The 15,020-nt window shown below is 53.3% G+C and carries 15 protein-coding genes and 12 tRNA genes; 3 read left to right on the plus strand and 24 right to left on the minus strand.

The features are described from left to right. Window positions 1–3: 3 nt before the first annotated feature. Genes B1728_RS32520 through B1728_RS32540 form a run of 5 tightly spaced genes read right to left on the minus strand, consistent with a single transcriptional unit; the run spans window position 4 to window position 5,006 of the window. Window positions 4–609: an ABC transporter ATP-binding protein gene (locus B1728_RS32520; protein ID WP_079914595.1), complete on the minus strand. Its 606-nt coding sequence runs from the start codon at window positions 607–609 to the stop codon at window positions 4–6. Further along, window positions 599–1,522, minus strand: coding sequence for an ABC transporter ATP-binding protein (locus tag B1728_RS32525; protein WP_079914596.1), 924 nt, complete (start codon window positions 1,520–1,522; stop codon window positions 599–601). Before B1728_RS32525 ends, B1728_RS32520 begins: the two co-directional genes overlap by 11 nt. Window positions 1,523–1,567: 45 nt before the next feature. After that, window positions 1,568–2,398: an ABC transporter permease gene (locus B1728_RS32530; RefSeq protein WP_483311003.1), complete on the minus strand. Its 831-nt coding sequence runs from the start codon at window positions 2,396–2,398 to the stop codon at window positions 1,568–1,570. Continuing rightward, entirely contained in the window at window positions 2,395–3,420 is a 1,026-nt protein-coding gene (locus B1728_RS32535) for an ABC transporter permease (RefSeq protein WP_079914597.1), read from the minus strand. The genes B1728_RS32530 and B1728_RS32535 overlap by 4 nt, the downstream gene beginning before the upstream one ends. Next, window positions 3,408–5,006: an ABC transporter substrate-binding protein gene (locus tag B1728_RS32540; RefSeq protein WP_079914598.1), complete on the minus strand. Its 1,599-nt coding sequence runs from the start codon at window positions 5,004–5,006 to the stop codon at window positions 3,408–3,410. Before B1728_RS32540 ends, B1728_RS32535 begins: the two co-directional genes overlap by 13 nt. A 301-nt stretch (window positions 5,007–5,307) precedes the next feature. On the opposite strand from B1728_RS32540, the gene B1728_RS32550 reads away from it, so the two are divergent. Further along, window positions 5,308–5,727 (plus strand): universal stress protein, encoded by a 420-nt coding sequence (locus tag B1728_RS32550; RefSeq protein WP_079914600.1) that lies wholly within the window; start codon window positions 5,308–5,310, stop codon window positions 5,725–5,727. An 88-nt stretch (window positions 5,728–5,815) separates the two neighbouring features. Here the strand turns inward: B1728_RS32550 and B1728_RS32555 are convergent, their stop codons facing one another. Further along, the gene (locus tag B1728_RS32555) at window positions 5,816–6,742 is read right to left on the minus strand and encodes a LysR family transcriptional regulator (RefSeq protein WP_079914601.1); all 927 of its coding nucleotides are present in this window, start codon (window positions 6,740–6,742) and stop codon (window positions 5,816–5,818) included. Between the two features lie 160 nt (window positions 6,743–6,902). Here B1728_RS32555 and dapA point away from each other — a divergent pair, with 160 nt between their 5' ends. Next, entirely contained in the window at window positions 6,903–7,775 is an 873-nt protein-coding gene (gene dapA / locus B1728_RS32560) for a 4-hydroxy-tetrahydrodipicolinate synthase (RefSeq protein ID WP_079914602.1), read from the plus strand. Window position 7,776: 1 nt separating this feature from the next. Here the strand turns inward: dapA and B1728_RS32565 are convergent, their stop codons facing one another. From B1728_RS32565 to B1728_RS32585, 5 genes are all read right to left on the minus strand, one after another. Further along, window positions 7,777–8,604, minus strand: a complete 828-nt coding sequence (locus B1728_RS32565; RefSeq protein ID WP_079914603.1) for an ABC transporter ATP-binding protein — start codon at window positions 8,602–8,604, stop codon at window positions 7,777–7,779. A gap of 118 nt (window positions 8,605–8,722) precedes the next feature. Beyond that, on the minus strand, window positions 8,723–9,172 hold the full coding sequence (locus tag B1728_RS37495; RefSeq protein WP_483311004.1) for a DinB family protein: 450 nt from the start codon (window positions 9,170–9,172) through the stop codon (window positions 8,723–8,725). An 80-nt stretch (window positions 9,173–9,252) separates the two neighbouring features. Beyond that, the gene (locus B1728_RS32575) at window positions 9,253–9,648 is read right to left on the minus strand and encodes a VOC family protein (RefSeq protein WP_079914604.1); all 396 of its coding nucleotides are present in this window, start codon (window positions 9,646–9,648) and stop codon (window positions 9,253–9,255) included. Between the two features lie 117 nt (window positions 9,649–9,765). Continuing rightward, a complete protein-coding gene (locus B1728_RS32580; protein WP_079914605.1) occupies window positions 9,766–10,731 on the minus strand; it encodes a helix-turn-helix transcriptional regulator in 966 nt (321 codons plus the stop codon). 51 nt (window positions 10,732–10,782) lie between these two features. Continuing rightward, complete coding sequence (locus tag B1728_RS32585; RefSeq protein ID WP_079914606.1) at window positions 10,783–11,697, minus strand: LysR family transcriptional regulator; 915 nt, start codon at window positions 11,695–11,697, stop codon at window positions 10,783–10,785. A gap of 164 nt (window positions 11,698–11,861) precedes the next feature. Here B1728_RS32585 and B1728_RS32590 point away from each other — a divergent pair, with 164 nt between their 5' ends. Further along, window positions 11,862–13,220: an MFS transporter gene (locus B1728_RS32590; protein ID WP_079914607.1), complete on the plus strand. Its 1,359-nt coding sequence runs from the start codon at window positions 11,862–11,864 to the stop codon at window positions 13,218–13,220. 118 nt (window positions 13,221–13,338) lie between these two features. Here B1728_RS32590 and B1728_RS32595 read toward each other — a convergent pair whose 3' ends face one another. The 13 genes from B1728_RS32595 to B1728_RS32655 form a co-directional block, all read right to left on the minus strand. Further along, a complete protein-coding gene (locus B1728_RS32595) occupies window positions 13,339–13,761 on the minus strand; it encodes an SRPBCC family protein (protein ID WP_079914608.1) in 423 nt (140 codons plus the stop codon). A 110-nt stretch (window positions 13,762–13,871) separates the two neighbouring features. Continuing rightward, window positions 13,872–13,942: transfer RNA gene (locus B1728_RS32600), tRNA-Gly, on the minus strand. Between the two features lie 9 nt (window positions 13,943–13,951). Further along, window positions 13,952–14,028: transfer RNA gene (locus B1728_RS32605), tRNA-Pro, on the minus strand. Window positions 14,029–14,035: 7 nt separating this feature from the next. Then, window positions 14,036–14,118 (minus strand) — tRNA-Leu (locus B1728_RS32610). Window positions 14,119–14,126: 8 nt separating this feature from the next. Beyond that, window positions 14,127–14,200: transfer RNA gene (locus B1728_RS32615), tRNA-Arg, on the minus strand. Between the two features lie 14 nt (window positions 14,201–14,214). Beyond that, window positions 14,215–14,289, minus strand: a tRNA-Gly gene (locus tag B1728_RS32620). A 7-nt stretch (window positions 14,290–14,296) separates the two neighbouring features. Beyond that, window positions 14,297–14,381: transfer RNA gene (locus tag B1728_RS32625), tRNA-Leu, on the minus strand. A gap of 7 nt (window positions 14,382–14,388) precedes the next feature. After that, a tRNA-Lys gene (locus B1728_RS32630) sits at window positions 14,389–14,461 on the minus strand. A gap of 6 nt (window positions 14,462–14,467) precedes the next feature. Beyond that, a tRNA-Phe gene (locus tag B1728_RS32635) sits at window positions 14,468–14,540 on the minus strand. A 26-nt stretch (window positions 14,541–14,566) separates the two neighbouring features. Beyond that, a tRNA-Asp gene (locus tag B1728_RS32640) sits at window positions 14,567–14,643 on the minus strand. Between the two features lie 86 nt (window positions 14,644–14,729). Beyond that, window positions 14,730–14,805 (minus strand) — tRNA-Val (locus B1728_RS32645). A 58-nt stretch (window positions 14,806–14,863) separates the two neighbouring features. Next, window positions 14,864–14,935 (minus strand) — tRNA-Glu (locus B1728_RS32650). A 9-nt stretch (window positions 14,936–14,944) separates the two neighbouring features. Then, window positions 14,945–15,020, minus strand: a tRNA-Asn gene (locus B1728_RS32655).

Below are 15,020 nucleotides of genomic sequence, written 5' to 3' on the forward strand. Positions count from 1 at the left end.
TTTTTACCGCCATGCTGCGGTATCTACCACTCTATCGCAAATGCGGTCAATCAGCTTACGCTCATGACTGATAACCAGAATGCCGATGTCCCGCTTGCCGGCCTCGGCCAGAACAGCATGCCAGATTTGCGCTTGGGTAATCGCATCGAGCATCGCCGTCATTTCATCCGCTATGAGAAAGCGGGTTCCCGCTCCAAGCGCACGCGCAACACAGAAGCGCTGCAGCTCGCCGCCCGACAGCTCATTCGGCCATCGGCCGAGCCAATCCGCTTCAATGCCCAGCGCGGCCAGCAGTTCCGGGTCGGGCTCTCCCCCTTCCCGCAGCATTCGCCCCATCGACCAGCGCGGATTCACTGCTTTCTCCGGATGCTGGAACACCAATTGCACGGGATGAAAGCCTGTTGCAGGCAGCGGTCCTCCGTCTAACATAACCGCTCCCTCCCGCGGCTTTTCGAAGCCCGCCAGTATGCGGCCAAAGGAAGTTTTGCCATAGCCGCTGGGGCCAACCAGCCCTACAACCTCACCGGACCTTATAGTCAGATCGACACCGCGGAACAGCCATGGCTCTTTATCATAATGAAATCCGATCTTGCGTGCCTCAAGAAGCATGAATGCATCTCACCCTTCCTTCGCGCAGCTCCCTCTCTGCCGGCAGCGCATCGCTGCATTCCGCAGTGGCCATTGCACACCTCGGCGCAAAGAGGCAGCCCGGCGGCAGCGCAGACGGATGGGGCTGAAAGCCGGGGATAGGCGCAAAATCATTTTGCGGCAGCGCCCGCCACAATGCCTTCGTATAAGGATGGCGAAGAGCCTCGCCCGTTCCATGGAAATCCTCCCTGCGGGCGACTTCAACCGTAGTGCCTGCATAGAAGACGGCAACCCGATCGGCAATCGTCAACGCAGCTTCTATATCATGCGTAATCAGCATGACGCCGGCACCGCTATCCGCAAGCTCCCTGAATCGGCTAAGCGCTTCTTGAACGGCCGAGGGATCTAGGCCGGGAGTCGGTTCATCGGCGATAATCAGCTTCGCACCGCTGATCGTCGCGGTAGATACGAGTACTCGCCGGGCCATACCCCCGGACAATTGAAACGGATATTTCCGGTCCGTACCGGGTGCAAGCCGGTATCGCTCGAATACTTCCTTCATACGGGCGTCGGCATCCCCTTCACGTACGGAGGCCTTCACCTGTTCACCTACCCGCATAAGCGGATCAAGAAAAGTAACCGATTGGGGGACAAGCGCGATCTCCCTGCCTCTTAAGGAAGCAGCCCGGTCGGCATTCAGCTCCAGCCCCTCATATAGAAGAGTGCCGCTCATCCTCGCATTCGACGGCAAAATACCGAGAACAGCATGGGCCAGCAAGCTTTTGCCCGATCCGCTGGAGCCGACAACCGCTACAATTTCACCGGGATAAATCGTCAGATGCAGGTCATGGATCACTTGAATCGAACGCTGCTTAAGGCCGCGTGTATATTGGGTAAACGATAGGGAAAGGTTTTGTACCTGCAAAATCGCCATGGTTCCTGTCAGCTCCTTTGCTCTCTAATGCTGCATGGGTAGCAGCTATTCATGTGACTGATGCGGGTCGAAGAGCCGGCGCATATTGTCCCCAAGCACATCGAACGCTCTTACGATAAGCAGAAGACATAAGCCCGGGAAAAAAGCCAGCCACCACATCCCGGTTGATAAATACCGCATGGATTCGGACAAAATAACACCAATCGCAGGCTGATGAGGGGATAACCCCATCCCGATAAAGGTTATAGCCGCTTCGTGCAGAATAGCATGCGGAAACAGCAGCACCACGCCGACCACGAATTGAGGAGCCAGATGCGGCAGCAAATGTCTTGTTGCAATCCACCAGCGTGATTTGCCCAAATGCCCGGAGATTTGCACGAATTCGGCCGACCGGAGCTGCATGACTTCCGCCCGAATGACGCGGGACAAGCTCGGCCAATGAGTAAAGGCAATACCGATAATGATCCCTTTGGCCCCTCCCCCCATGACGAAGGCCAGAAGAATGAGCGTCACCAAATGGGGGACACTAAGAAACAAATCTATAAGCCAGCTGATGATACGATCCGCCGTTCTGCCCATGGTGGCGGCAGCTAACCCTAGTGCCATAGCAATGATGACACTGGCCGCAGCCGCGGTTAAACCGACTCCAATGCTGAGGACAAGACCTTTCATCGTTCTGGTGAACATATCCCTTCCCAGCCAATCCGTACCAAACAGATGGCTCCAGGAGGGCGCCATATTGCGAATTTCCAGATGCGTCTGGATCCTGTCGCTGCTTAAGAGAAGGCCTTCCAGCACTACAAAAGCCAGCAATAGAGCAGACAGCACTGTCATAGTAACCGTTCGCTGCCTGCGGTTCATTCTTCCTATGCTCATCTTTTCGCCCGCCCCTCTCTAAGCCTGGGATCGACAAAGCGATAGATCAGATCCGCCAACAGGTTACCGGAGAATACGAATACAGCGCTGAACAGCACCAGCCCCATCAACAGCGGCACATCTCCCCGAAGTCCGGCTTCTACCGTAGCCTGACCGAGACCCGGATAAGAAAATACCTGCTCCGCCAGGACAGCCCCCCCGAACAGCTCGCTGAAGGACGCAAACTGCAAGGTTACCGCAGGAAGCGCAATATTGCGCAAACCATGCCTCCAAAAAAGCCGAAAGCCCCGCTCGCCCCGTGCCTTTGCGAACAAAATATAGTCGCTCGACAGTACGCTGACCAGCTTCTCTCTGGTATGCAGGGCGATCGTCGCGATACCGATAACGCTCAGTGTCATAGCCGGTAGAATCATATGTACCAGCCGATCGGTCCAGGTTACCTCCTGCGAGAGCACTCCGGCAGGGACGCCCATCCCGACAGGAAACCATCGAAGCCATACGGCGAAAACAATCAGAAGTACCAGTCCCATCCAAAAGGTTGGCGTGGAAGCCAACGTATAGCAGTACCATTTGATCGCCTTATCGATCCAACGGTCCTTGTTCATTGCCGCAATAATCCCGGCCGCAAACCCGATAACCCCTGAAAGCAGCCATGCCGTGCTCATTAGCGCGATGGAGCTCTTGAATCGTTCGCCGATGACCTCGGTAACCGGACGGCGAAAGATCATGGATGTCCCCATATCCCCTTGCAGCACGGAGGCCGACCATTTCATATAGCGCTCCATAGGGGGGCGGTCGAGCCCCCAGTGGGCCGCAATCCGTTCACGTTGCTCCGGCGAGACCTTCATCATATCCGAGCCGACATAAGCCTGAACCGGATCGATCGGCGACTGGCTGATTAGCAGGAACGATACGGCACTGATCGCTATCAACAGAAGGCACAGCCTCAGTGCCTTCAGTCCAAGAAACCTCACCAAGCTTCCGCTCATGCTGCCAACACCCGCTTCCCTTAGTTCAGCCATTTCCACTCTTCAATATTATCCGTAACCGGCCAGCCGTGGCCGTGCGGATGAATCCTCTGCTTGCCGATATCGAGGTTATCTTTGACCAAGTACAAATGGTCGATGTTGACGAGCCAGGCCCAAGGAGCATCACCTTTGGCGCTCAATCCTGTAGCTCCGTCCCACTGCGCCTTTTTCCAAAATTCCATAGCATCCTTCGTATTCGTTGCCCGAAGCGCCTTGTTCATATAATCATCCACCTTCGGGTTACTGTAAAAGCCCGGGTTGTAATATTCCACACCGCCGAATTTGCTGCTGTACACATTGAACATTTCCATCGGATCGTTGCTGCCCCATCCGAGCAGCAGTGCGCTGGAGTGCATCAGCTTTTTAATTTCGTCCCAGCTTTTGCCGTCAACCTTCATGTTAATGCCAATGGATTTCATCTTATCTGCAACCGTAATCGCCAACGATTGGCGAGTCACGTCATCGGACGGATACAGCAAGGGAAACTCCGCCTTCAGCGATCCCTTGTCCAGGATGCCGTCGCCATTCGTATCCTTCCATCCCGCATCGGACAAAAGCTTTTTTGCCGCCTCCAGATCGCCGTCAGGCACGACAGAGTCGGCATTGTACCAAGGCAGGCCATCATTGACCGTAAAGGCAGGGGTACCATGTCCCTCCAGCACTCCTTGGACGAGGGCCCTACGTTCTATCGCCGTATTGATGGCTTTTCGAATGGCGATATCGGCCGTTACGTCATTCCCGATCGGATATCCTTCCTTCGTCTGCCCGCCGGCTTTCACGTAGGGGAACACGATCCCCCGGTTATCCACCGTATGAACGGTCTCCAGACGCATCCCGGGAACCTGCTGCTTGCTGAATGCAGCCGGAATATAGGACACATCGACCTTTCCAGCCTTGGCGGCGGCAAAGGCGGCATCCTCGCTCAAGAACAGGAAGGTCAGCTTTTTAAAATACGGCTTCGCTCCGTAATAATCCGGGTTCGCCTCAACAATCAGCTGCTGGCCTTTGTCCCACTGAATGAACTTATAGGGGCCGCTGCCTATCGGTTTTTGCGAATAGTCCTTCCCATGAGCATGCTTCGGAACGATTCCTGTCGCCAGCATCATTTGAATAAAGGTCGATTGCGGTTCCTTCAACGTAAATTGGACTGTCGAATCGTTGGGAGCCTCCACACTTTTCAAGTTGCTCAAATCGATAGCCGAGCTGCTCTTGGCGGCAGTTTCGTATGTATATTGAATATCTCCAGCGGTCAGCGGCTGCCCGTCCGTAAATTTTGCATCCTTACGAATGATGACCGTCCATACCGTTCCGTCGCCGCTCAGCTCATAGCCCGTTGCGAGATCATTTACGATGCTCATATTGGCATCATACTTGAACAAAGTACTCTGAAACAGCGGCGAGCCATAGCGTCCCCAACCGGTAGTCGGGTCAAATCCGGCCTCCGGCTCGGAACCGACAGCCACGACCAATTCATCCTTTGCTTTCCCTGCATTCCCCTTCGGAGTCTGAGTGCAGCCCGCCAGAAATACTGAAAGAAGAAGTACAATCAGTATGGCTAATCGAATCGTTTGTCCCTTCAACACATCTCTCTCCTCTTTCTCTCCCATGGTATATATGTATTTCAGTAACACGAATTGTTCAAATTGTAGCACACAATACCGATATCGTCACCCCTTTCCTCCCAAATTTTGTCGAAAAACAAATGATATGCATCGATTTTACCTGCTGCATGCAGCTTCTCGCCCTTCATTGGGTAATAAAAAGCAATCCCGGAATAAAGCTGCCGGAAAAAGGAGAGGTTATACCGAAAACAGGTGCAATTTGACGGAAAAACAGGGACGCTGCCTATCAGCCTAATTCCCAGCAAACGAGGTGCTAACGATGTACTCCAAAATTCTTGTCGCCTACGACGGCTCCGAGCTGTCCAGAAAAGCGCTGGAGCATGCCAAACGACTCGCTGCCGCCGCTGCCGAAATCGAAGTACTGCACGTCTATTATGTGCCCGCGCTCATCATCGGAGAGGCCGTATTGACAACCCCTCAAATGCAAAAAAACTACTATGAGCATGAGCTCGCGGTAGATGAAGAGATCAAGCGTCTGATCTCCGACCTGCCGTCGGCTAAATCCATTATCAAGCAGGGCCAGCCGGCCAAGACGATCGTGGAGCATGCCCGGGACAACGGGAACGATCTGATCGTCATCGGCAGCAGAGGCTTATCCGCTCTGGATGAGCTGTTCCTCGGAAGCACGAGCCATAATGTCGTCCAGCATGCCAGTATCCCGGTGCTTGTTGTAAAATAGCGGTTTGGCCGCCATACGCTGCTCAGCGGCTCACAATCAAAAAGTCCTGCAACGGATATCCTCAATCGGGTACCCTGCAGGACTTTTATTAATCATTCAGCCGCTCAGACGTTATCGCGGCGAGATAACGCTCCGCTGCCGCCTCGTCTCCAGTCAGTAAGCCTATTAATGACAGGAGCGTCTGAGACATCCATTTCTTCGGATGGAGGAGCACCTGCAGCTGGAAGCGAAGATCCGGATGACGGAACGGAATCACGGCCAGCTTGCCCCTCTGGAGCTCATCCTCTACCGCAATCCGGGGCAGCAGCGCGATGCCGAGCCCGTTCATGACGCAATGCTTGATCGCCTCCAGACTTCCAAGCTCGAATCCGATCCGGTACGCCACTCCGTTATCCCGCAGCACCTTCTCAAAGGTGCTGCGGTAGATGCAGCTTCCTTCGGACACGATCAGCTCGCAGCCCTCCAGATCACGGAGGGCTGCTTCAGCCGCTGCTGTGAGTGCATGTCCCGGAGGCGCGATGAGAACGAGCGGCTCCTCGCGCACCGTAATGCAGCGGAGCGAAGCATCCGCAGGATGACGGTCAAGAAGCAGGGCGACGTCGTATTCGCCCTCCTTGACCTTAGCTACCAGCTCCGCCTCGCTATCGGGCAGGAGCTGAATCCCCAGCCCCGGATGCAGCTGCCTCAGCTGCTGCAAATACGGCGGCAAATAATAGGCCGCCAACGAATCGATGGTGCCTATTGTGACCGCGGCGTTAACCTGATTCGCAATCGATTCCTTCGATTGATCGTACAGGTCCAGCATCTGCACCGCCAGCTTAAGCAGCGCTTCTCCCGGCGGAGTCAGCCGCAGTTGCTTGCCGTATCGTTCAAACAAAGAGACCCCGTATTCTCTCTCCAGCTTCTGAATTTGCATGGTCACGCTCGACTGCGCATAACCGAGCTCCTCCCCGGCCCGAGTAAAGCTCGCTCTTCGAGCCACCTCGCGAAACGTACGAAAGTAGGTCAAATCCATCGTCTGCCGCCCCTATCATCAAAAATTTTGATGCACCTTATCATTTATTATAGCTAACACTGATAATAAGTTCCATGCTAAAGTGATTGTAATCCAATCACAGCAAGTCTTCCAAGATAACAGTTCGACACTTTCTATAAAGCATGAGGAGGAATTCATGATGTTAACCGAACAGCAGCTCAAAGGGATCTATCTCCCGATCATAACCCCTTTTCACCCGAACGGAGAAGTCGACGAGGAGTCCTTCCGCAATCTGGTATCCCGTTTCGTCGGGGATGGCATTCACGGACTGGTCGTGAATGGAACGACCGGCGAATCTCCTACAATGAAGCAAACCGAATGGGAGGCGCTGACACGGATAGCGAAGGAAACGATCGGCTCGCGTATCCCGATAGTGCTGGGAACCGGCACGAACGATACGGCATCCACCGTTCAGAGAACGGAGCAGGCCGGTCTTCTCGGAGCGGACGCCGCACTTGTCGTCGTTCCTTATTATAATAGGCCGTCGCAGCAAGGAATTATTGAGCATTTTCGGAGGGTAGCCGAGGTAGGGGTTCCGGTGATTTTGTACGAGATTCCAAGCCGAACCGGAATTACTCTAGAGGTAGATACCGTCCGTACCATTCTGGATATAGACGGCGTTATTGGAATGAAGGATAGCTCAGGGGGCATCGGGCTCGTTTCCGAGCTGTCACGCACTGGGTCGAAGCCGGTGCTGTGCGGAGAGGACGCTAATTTCTACGCCTCCTTATGCTGCGGAGCCAAAGGGGGTATGCTGGCTTCCGCACACCTGCATACCGAGCGGTTCGTTCACATCTATAACCGCTTTCTCTCCGGCCACGTGAGCGAAGCCAAGCTGGAGTTTGACGAACTGCTGCCGCTCATCCGGCTGCTGTTCGCCGAGCCGAACCCCGCTCCGCTCAAATGGATTCTCGCGGAGCAGGGACGTATCGCAAGCGGCGCGCTGCGCCTGCCGCTGACGCCCATCAGCGCGAAGCTGCAGGAGCAGCTTCAGCCCTATCTCTCCTCATGACTTACTCCCTCGTCATGAGGGCCTCTTGCGCCGCCGGATCGCGGCGCTGCTGCTTCGGGAGGACCCAGTACCGGTCCTCTCGTCTCAACACCTCCACGGGCGACTCGAAGAAGCTCGACAAATGCTGCTCGGTCAGCACCTCGCTCACCTGTCCGGAGGCGAAGACCTCGCCCCGGCGCAGCAGCAGAGCATGACGGAACATCGGCAAAATCTCCTCCGTATGGTGGGTCACATACAATAATGTCGGCGCATCAGGCGATTTCGCCAGCTGGTCGATCACCTCAAGAAGCGCCTCCCGTGAAAACAAATCCAGCCCATTGCACGGCTCATCCAGAATCAAAAGCTTCGGCGAGCTCATCAATGCGCGGGCGATTAATATTTTTTGCTTCTCTCCTTGAGAGCAGGTTTGATACTGGCGTCCTTTCAAATGGATACACCGCATTTGCTCCATCAAGGCGTTCGCGCGTTCCCAATCCTCTTCTCCCGGCTTTTCGTACAAGCCGATGGTCGCATATTTGCCGCTGACGACAATTTGCTCTACTTTATCGGTTGCATACAGCTTTTCCTGCAAAGACAAGCTTACCCAGCCGATAGACATGCGAAGCTCTCTTAAATCAACAGTACCGTAAGGATGACCCAGCACGGACACCTTGCCCGAGGTTGGCCATATATAACCGTTAACGATGTTAAGCATCGTCGTCTTGCCCGAACCGTTCAATCCGAGAATAGCCCAGTGCTCTCCCGGGCGCACCTGCCAGTTAATATTGGTGAGCAGCTCGTTTTTTTCTCTGCGGTAAGTGATGTTTTGCAAATCAATGACATAATCCATTCGGTTCCTCTCCCCTCATAATATCCGATCATCTGATGTTTAATAGCATACCATAAAAGCTCCTTTTTCGGCTAGCCTTAAAACAAAAACGCCCCACCGCTAAAGGCAGGACGTTTCCCTACTTTTTCTTTCTACTGAACTGCATACAAATAAAACACATAGTCCGTCGGAACGCCCGGATGGCCCAGCTGGCGGAGCATCGCGGTAATATTGCCGCGGTGATACGTACCATGGTTGACGACATGTCCGAATGGCTGGCGCGAAGTGTGCCATACTGGGGATGAGGATACTCCCTCACTGCGTCCAGATCCTGCTCCGCAAGGAAGGTCCGATATTTCTCTGCCAGCTGATTATACAGCTCCTGCATCGTTTCCAAGCTGACTCCCTTTGCCTGCTCGGTTGCCTGCTTAATGTCTTCCATCATAGCATCGAAGCTTTTGCCGGACACGGCGCCAAACCACGTCGTATCTACACGGTATATATGAGCGAGCGCATCCGCTATAGAAGGAAAAACACTTTGCACTGCGGCAGAATAAAGCTCCTCCGGCAGCTCCTTTAGATGGTTCAATATTTTCTCATTTGCCCATACGTGATAGTCATAAGCTGAATCCCGGCAGACTTCATCGTCATGTAAATGATAATAGACGATCAGCTAAGCATACGGTATATCTCGATCAAATTACCGTCCGGGTCGCGAAAATGGGCAATACGCGCGTTCCACTGCATCCGGTCATGCGGTTCGGTCATACAGGCGGCCCCCTTGGCCTTCAGCCGGTCTGCGGCCGCATCGACATCGTCAACCTCGAATTGCAGCAGAAATGGGGCCGGTCCTGCTTCTCCCCCGCGGAATTCCCCCGACATGCCTCCGAGGACATCGGCCATCATAGCTTTGGAAACAACCTCAATACGAGTCTCGCCGTTGTTGAACAGCGCGTACTCCATCTCCTCCATGTACCAGCCCACCGGGAGTTCAAGCACATCCCTATAAAATGCGGCGCTAGTCTTGAAATCGTCCGCCAACAGACGGATTTGCAGCAGCTTCATTTCCATTCCTCCTAATTAGGGCAGCAGTCCCCGTTTATATCCATCCATTTATTTCGTTGGATTCACCCTGCTGACCCTATTCTATAGGAGGTTGACTGACAATGACGGTCAGTGATGTTACATGGACCGGTAATAATCGGCCAGCTGCGAAGCCAGCTCGACCAGCTTGTCCCTGAGAATCGCCGGCTCCTTAACCTGAATCGACCTGCCATAGGATAGCAGCAGATGGGGAAAATAGGTGGCTACTGCTCTCTCTTCCAAGCGAAAGTGCGCTTCGGTCGCCGATCTCTCCTCCAACACATGACCAAGATACCAGTGTGCGCATAAATCATTAATCGCTGATTCCCTGCCCGCAATGCGAATGGAAATCCGATTTTCCTCGTTATCCTTATCAGGCAAAAGCGTGCCTAAGAAAAAGTCTTTGGCGGAAAATGCATGCGGCCGCTCGAAACGGTCCGACGTCGGGGATACCTCCTGGATGCGATCTACGCGGAAGCTGCGAACATCCCGGCGTAAATGGCAAAATCCGACGATATACCATTTTCCCTTCCAATAAACAAGTCCGTACGGGTCTATTCGCCGCTGAAGCGGCAGCTGAGCCGTTCCCTTCAAGTAGCTCATCTCGACAGTGCAGCCTCGCGCTACAGAAACCTCCAGCTCTTGAAGCAAGGCTTCATGGGAATCGTCCGCAGGAGCATGGATGACATCGAAGCCGACCAAATGCCGGTTGATCTCGTTTAGCTGCTCTTCATTCGTATACATTTTGAGCTTGCCGACCGCTCTCTGCAGCGCTTCGCCATAGGGATATCCGGCTTCCTGTGCGAAGACGGCCGCATGAATGAGAGCCTTCTGCTCCGTCATGTCAAAAAACAGAGGAGCCTCATTAAACTGGCTCAGCAAGCTGTATCCTCCGTTATGCCCCGAATCCGCAATAATCGGAACGCCGCTGGCACACAGCGCGTCAATATACCGATACACTGTGCGGACATGGATTTCCAGCTCGTCTGCCAGCTGCTTGGCCGTTACCCGTTTACGATCCTTCAAGAGCCATAAGATTGCCAGCATATTATCTGCTTTGGACATCGTGTGCGACTGCCCCTTTCCTCGCGATTGCTTATAAGTGCTGGTTTCATTTTATTTCCACTTGGAAGCAGATCCAATCTCTTCCTGCTGCAGCCGCGCAAAGAAGCTTTGCACGAACTCCCGGAAGCTCCGGGCCGCCATCGAATGATAACGGTCCTTCTTCCAGGCTAAGCCTATCGGCCTTCGGCAGTCAGGTTCTTCAATCCTAAGCGGTACCACAGAGGTATGATCCCAGAATCTTAAGTTCAGCATAGTGCTGAATGAAATGCCTAGTCCCGCCTTCACCAGACTTCGAACGGACGCCGGCTCATCGATTTCGTAGGCGATATCCGGACGAATTCCCGCCTGTTGGAAATAAGCGTCGGTCAGATCGCGCAAGTTGTTGCCGCTCTTCAGGTTGATGAACGTTTCACCGGCCAGCTCGTCCAGTCTGACCGAGGCTCTCTCCGCAAGCGGGTGCTCATGCGGCACCATTAGGATGATTTCGTCGTTCATCAGCGACAGCCATTCGATGCCCGAATACTCAATTGGCATAGAAGCTATACACAGATCAAGCTCACCGCTGTGCAGCTGCTCGATCATGGTCTGCAGCGAATGCTGATGAACGCGGAATTTGACATGCGGATGCTCGGCACCGAACGCCTTGAGCAGGTCACCCAATACTTGTGTTGACATGACCCCTAAGGAAATGTACCCATGCTCCATCCCGCCAAGATCCCTAACCTCCCGCAGTCCATCGTGAATATTGGCCAGCGCCTGATCAATATGACGGAGAAAGACGCGTCCGAATGGATTTAACCTGATCTGGCGCCCTTGCCGGTCGAACAACGGAACCCCTACCTCGCTTTCCAGACGGGCGATCGTTTGGCTTAAAGCGGGCTGAGCGATGGCAAGCTCTTTGGCTGCCCTGGTCATATGCTCATGCTTCGCCACCGCCTGAAAATATTTCAATTGAAGCAGCTCCATCCTAACCCTCCTCCTACCGCCTGAGGTAGTGATAAACCGACCGAAATCTATTAATAAGTTCAAACTTATGAATTAATATGAAAATTAATATTTTTTTATATGAACATTCAAGAGTAGTATAAACCATAGTGTCAAAAAAATCATGTCAGGCGGTCATAAAACGTATGAACGATAAAGTTACAATCCCAGTGTGGGCGCTCGGCAACTTTCTCGTCGTTATGAACACGACAATGTTCAACGTATCCCTTCCGGATATTATCGGGCAGCTCCATATTACGGCGGGGCAGGGCTCCTGGATCGTGTCGGGCTATTCTATCGTCTTTGCCCTGTCGACTATCATTTTCAGCCGGTTATCGGATTTCATCCCCATTCGTAAGCTTTGGACGATCGGGATTTCGCTTCTCGTCATAGCTTCTGTCATCGGCCTGTTCGCTGATAGCTTCGGGCTTGTCTTGCTTGCCCGGCTGTTTCAGGCCAGCGGAGCCGGAGCAACGCCTGGGCTCGGCATGGTGCTTGCCAGCCGCTATGTGCCCTACGAACGTCGGGGAAGGGCCATCTCAATGATCGCTTCGGGAAGTGCACTGGCGTTCGGTCTGGGGCCGGTTATCGGAGGTGCTATTACGCAATATTTCGGTTGGCACGAGCTGTTTGCCGTCACCTGCCTGGTTATTCTGCTGGTCCCTATCTTATGGAGACTTATCCCCAAAGAAACGCTGGAAAGGGTTCGGTTCGATTACACCGGGGCGGCCTTGATCGTTATTACTTCGTCGGCTTTCTTAATTGCCGTCACTCAGTTGTCCGGCATCGTCCTTATCCTTAGCATCATTGCCCTAGGCTTAACGGTTTGGCATCTGCGAAGAGCGGAGAAGCCCTTCATTCCGCCGGTTTTATTCCAAAACGCGGCCTACCGCAAGCTGTTATGCATCGCATTCTTCGTCTTTGTTATGAACTTGTCGATGCTGTTTCTGATGCCGCTAATTTATTCCAAGGTATTCAGCATGGGGGCGGCATCGATCGGACTGATGATTTTCCCCGGCGCCTTCCTGTCCGCATGCCTATTGAAGCTGGTCGGACGGTGGATAGACCGGTACGGCAACTATAGATTCATGGTGGCAGGGCATGTGCTGCTCGGAATTTCCATCTTGATGATCTCGTTATGGGTGCAAGCATCTGCGTTTGTGACTTTGGCAGCCTATCTTATTTTCTCACCGTCCCTATCCTCCGTTACCTCCGCTCTATCGAATGAAGTGTCACGGATCCTGCCGAAGCATCTGATAGGGTCGGGGATGGGACTAACCCAGCTGTCCCAATACCTGGGCGGGTCGTTCGCCGTCGCTGGTTGCGGAATATTTCTCGTATGGCAGAACAATACCGCTCCCGCTGAAGCTTATCAGCATTTATATTTTATCTTGTTTATCATTCTCCTGATATCCCTGGGAATGCTGGTACTTTACAAGAAATTGGGCAAAGCGGCCAAGCAAGCGGCTGCTGTCGCAAATGACAAGCAAGCCGTTCAAGGCTAATCGAAACAAATCGCATTGAGCGGAAATAGCAAAAAACCGTACTACAGCATGGAGTGAAGACCTTCGTCTCGCTTTTCCTTGCTATAGTACGGTTTTCTTTTTTCAAAGCAGTCGATATTTAGCCGCTCATCCGCTCGGCATATTCCTCGAAATGGGTTAATACGTTCTCCCACCGCAGCTTCATTTCTTCTCTCACCGCCAGGTCCGCTAATTTCTCCTGGTGAAAGCTGACCGTCGTCCTTCCGCCGCTTGCAGGCAATAGACGAATCTGAAGCGTAGACGGCTTCTCCCAGCCTCCCCTCTGCCAGGTCATTCGCAGCTGCTCATAAGGCTTGACGACTCTCATCTCTCCGAGCGTTCCGTCGTTGGCTGCATAACGTTGTCCGGGCTCCAGATTCAGCTTCTCCAAGTCACCCAGCCAAAGCTTCAACCCGGATGATGAGAGCAAATACTGCCAGGCTTGCTCCTGGGTCATCTTTAACGTTCTTCTGACGCCAATTTGAACACCTGCCGACGCTGTCACTCCTACCGGCTTCGTCATTGTTCAGCCCTCCCGCTATCCATGTACTTCCTATTATAACCGAAAATAGTAGAAAGGTAAGCTGCCGATAAAAACAAAAAAACCTTGATTTCTCAAGGTTTGTGCCTTTAAGCGGGTGATGGGAATCGAACCCACGCTACCAGCTTGGAAGGCTGGAGTTCTACCATTGAACTACACCCGCAAAAACATATGGTCGGGATGACACGATTCGAACATGCGACCCCCTGGTCCCAAACCAGGTGCTCTACCAAGCTGAGCTACATCCCGTTAATTATGGTGCCGGTAGAGGGACTTGAACCCCCACGGTTTCCCTCACGATTTTGAGTCGCGCGCGTCTGCCAATTCCGCCATACCGGCTTGATACACGTGCCCTGAGAGATTCGAACTCCCGACCTTTTGATTCGTAGTCAAACGCTCTATCCAGCTGAGCTAAGGGCACATAAGGTTGATTAATGGAGCGGAAGACGGGAATCGAACCCGCGACCCTCGCCTTGGCAAGGCGATGCTCTACCGCTGAGCCACTTCCGCAAAACGATGCGCTCGAGAGGACTCGAACCTCCACGGGGGGTTAGCCCACACGGACCTGAACCGTGCGCGTCTGCCAATTCCGCCACGAACGCATGAATCTGAGCCATGTAGGACTCGAACCTACGACACCCTGATTAAAAGTCAGGTGCTCTACCAACTGAGCTAATGGCTCACGCAATGGCTCGGGACGGAATCGAACCGCCGACACGAGGATTTTCAGTCCTCTGCTCTACCGACTGAGCTACCGAGCCTTAAGATGTTTGAAGTTAGGGTAAAATGGCGGAGCCGACGGGATTCGAACCCGCGGTCTCCTGCGTGACAGGCAGGCATGTTAGGCCTCTACACCACGGCTCCACACTTATTTTGCAGCACACAGCTACCTGCAAGTGACGAGTAGAACGACCTCCCGGTCTTCCACCCCACAATGTCACGAACATAAATGGTGGAGGCTGACGGGATCGAACCGCCGACCCTCTGCTTGTAAGGCAGATGCTCTCCCAGCTGAGCTAAGCCTCCGCTATGTATGAACATCATGGGATCTGCACAAAGTAATCAAGTACTTTGTTTAGAAAAATGACCCGTAGGGGATTCGAACCCCTGTTACCTCCGTGAAAGGGAGGTGTCTTAACCCCTTGACCAACGGGCCTTGAAGAAATGGCTCCCCGAACAGGACTCGAACCTGTGACAACTCGATTAACAGTCGAGTGCTCTACCAACTGAGCTATCAGGGA

The sequence above is a fragment of the Paenibacillus sp. 32352 genome, assembly GCF_002042965.1.
GTDB lineage: Bacteria > Bacillota > Bacilli > Paenibacillales > NBRC-103111 > Paenibacillus_S > Paenibacillus_S vulneris.